Origin of the sequence: Kitasatospora sp. NPDC007106, assembly GCF_040634455.1 — a bacterium.
In the GTDB taxonomy this organism is placed as follows: Bacteria; Actinomycetota; Actinomycetes; order Streptomycetales; family Streptomycetaceae; genus Kitasatospora; species Kitasatospora arboriphila.
The window spans coordinates 1-1,660 of sequence record NZ_JBEYFP010001120.1 but is presented as its reverse complement, the minus strand read 5'-3'; the positions used below and the strand labels follow the sequence as shown (position 1 = coordinate 1,660).

At 71.6% G+C, this 1,660-nt stretch carries 2 protein-coding genes; both read right to left on the bottom strand.

Going from position 1 to position 1,660, the window contains the following annotated elements:
* The coding region (locus ABZ641_RS36345; RefSeq protein WP_359988778.1) for a GntR family transcriptional regulator at window positions 1-191 on the bottom strand (191 nt) is incomplete at its 3' end.
* Window positions 192-537: 346 nt separating this feature from the next.
* A complete protein-coding gene (locus ABZ641_RS36340; protein ID WP_359988776.1) occupies window positions 538-702 on the bottom strand; it encodes a hypothetical protein in 165 nt (54 codons plus the stop codon).
* Window positions 703-1,660: the final 958 nt, after the last annotated feature.

The following is a 1,660-nucleotide window of genomic DNA, read 5'->3' as shown; positions in this document are numbered from 1 at the left end:
GCCCGGAGTGCCTCCCGCAGCACCGGCCGGCTGACCTCGAGGGTCCGGCACAGCTCGGCTTCGGACGGGAGTTTGTCCCCCACGGCGTACTCGCCGCGCTCGATGGCGCTGCGCAGGTGGCCGAAGACCGCTTCCATCGCGCTGACGCGCCGCGGGACCGCACCACCTGTCTGGCTGTCTGACAGGTTCACAGGGCGATCATGGAGGTTGCGGCACGGCGGTGTCAAGACACCGGCGTCCGCGGGACGGCTCCCGGGCGGGCTCCGTTTCGTGCGTGCCCTCCGCTCGACGGCGCGCTTCGAGCCGGCGTCCGCGGTGAACCTTGCGTTCGTCAATGGCACTCCCCGGTGCACACCGGGGTGCCCGGGCCCGCCGGTACCACTCCCCCCGAGGTGGGCGTGTGTCCGTCGCCCGCTCGCCGCAGCCCGTAGGACGTCGGCCACACGCCGTCCGAGGTCCCGGTCGGGAAATCCGGCGACCAGGGCAAATGGAGAACTCCCACTGGAGTAGTACTGCAGCAGCAGATCAAGTGAGCTGTTAACAAAGCTGACCCTTGCGTTCGGCCTCGCGGCGCCGCTTCTCGTCCCGCTCGGCTTCGTCGCGGCGCAGGTGGGCGGCGTAGCCGTCGGGGTTGGCGAGGGCCTGGGCGAGGGGTTCCCAGGTGTGGTGGCCGTAGCGCCACCAGGTGGGCCCGTCGACCAAGCCGCGCCGCTGGAGTCGGTCGAGGGTGGTGGCCAGGAGGGGGACGGTGCCGGTGTACTGCTGGCAGACCGGTTCGAGCTGGTAGGCCTCGCGGTAGGGACGCGGGGTGACCAGTGCGCGCTGGTGAGGTCGCCGATCCGGTCGATGCGGTTGTGCAGGGCGGTGATGCCGAGGCGGGTGCCGCCGTCGAAGACGAGGGCGATCGGCGGGTGCTGCTCGTCCGCATCGTGGTCGGGGCGGCCGTAGAGGCGCTGCCAGTGCAGCACGTCGCCGCCGGAGGTACGGACGGTGCGGGTGAGGTAGTCGAGGTAGCAGGGGGTCTTGGCCGCGACCAGGGATTCCTTCATGGTGCCGCGGTCGAGCTCGAAGAACACGACAGGCAGGCCCAGCTCCGGGGCGCGCAGCACGACGTCGGTGCTCGACTTCGGCGGCCCGGGAGGCGATCGTGGCGACCTCGGGCAGGCAGGCGATGACGGTCTCGTTGACGGCCATGGCGTGCGGGGCTCCGGTGAGGCCGGCGCCCTTGGCGGTGCCGCCGGTGGCCGGGCCGATCTCTCGGACGGCGGCCGCGCTGTCAAGGCCGGGGCCGGCCGGACCCACTGCCCGGAACGCGGCAGACGGCCGGTGCCACCGGAACCCGCACTCCTCCCGAAGGGTGACAGCACCTGCGGGCGCAGAGCCGATCCGCCCACGGCGCGGCCCGAACGGGCCGGCACCGTGCGGCGGTCAGATCCGCTGGATCAGGAGCACCACGATCCACCCGAACATGATCAGACTGATGACGGCTGTGCACCCGCAGCCGGCATTCAGGCAGCCGTCCTCACGATTGGTCACATCCCCATCCACACAGCCCTCAACTCACCAGATCCGTAGCACAAGGCATCGCCGACCGGTTACTTCGGCGGCCGGGGGCCGGTCGGGGGTGGCCCAGTGCCCAGCGCGCCGGGAGTACCACGCC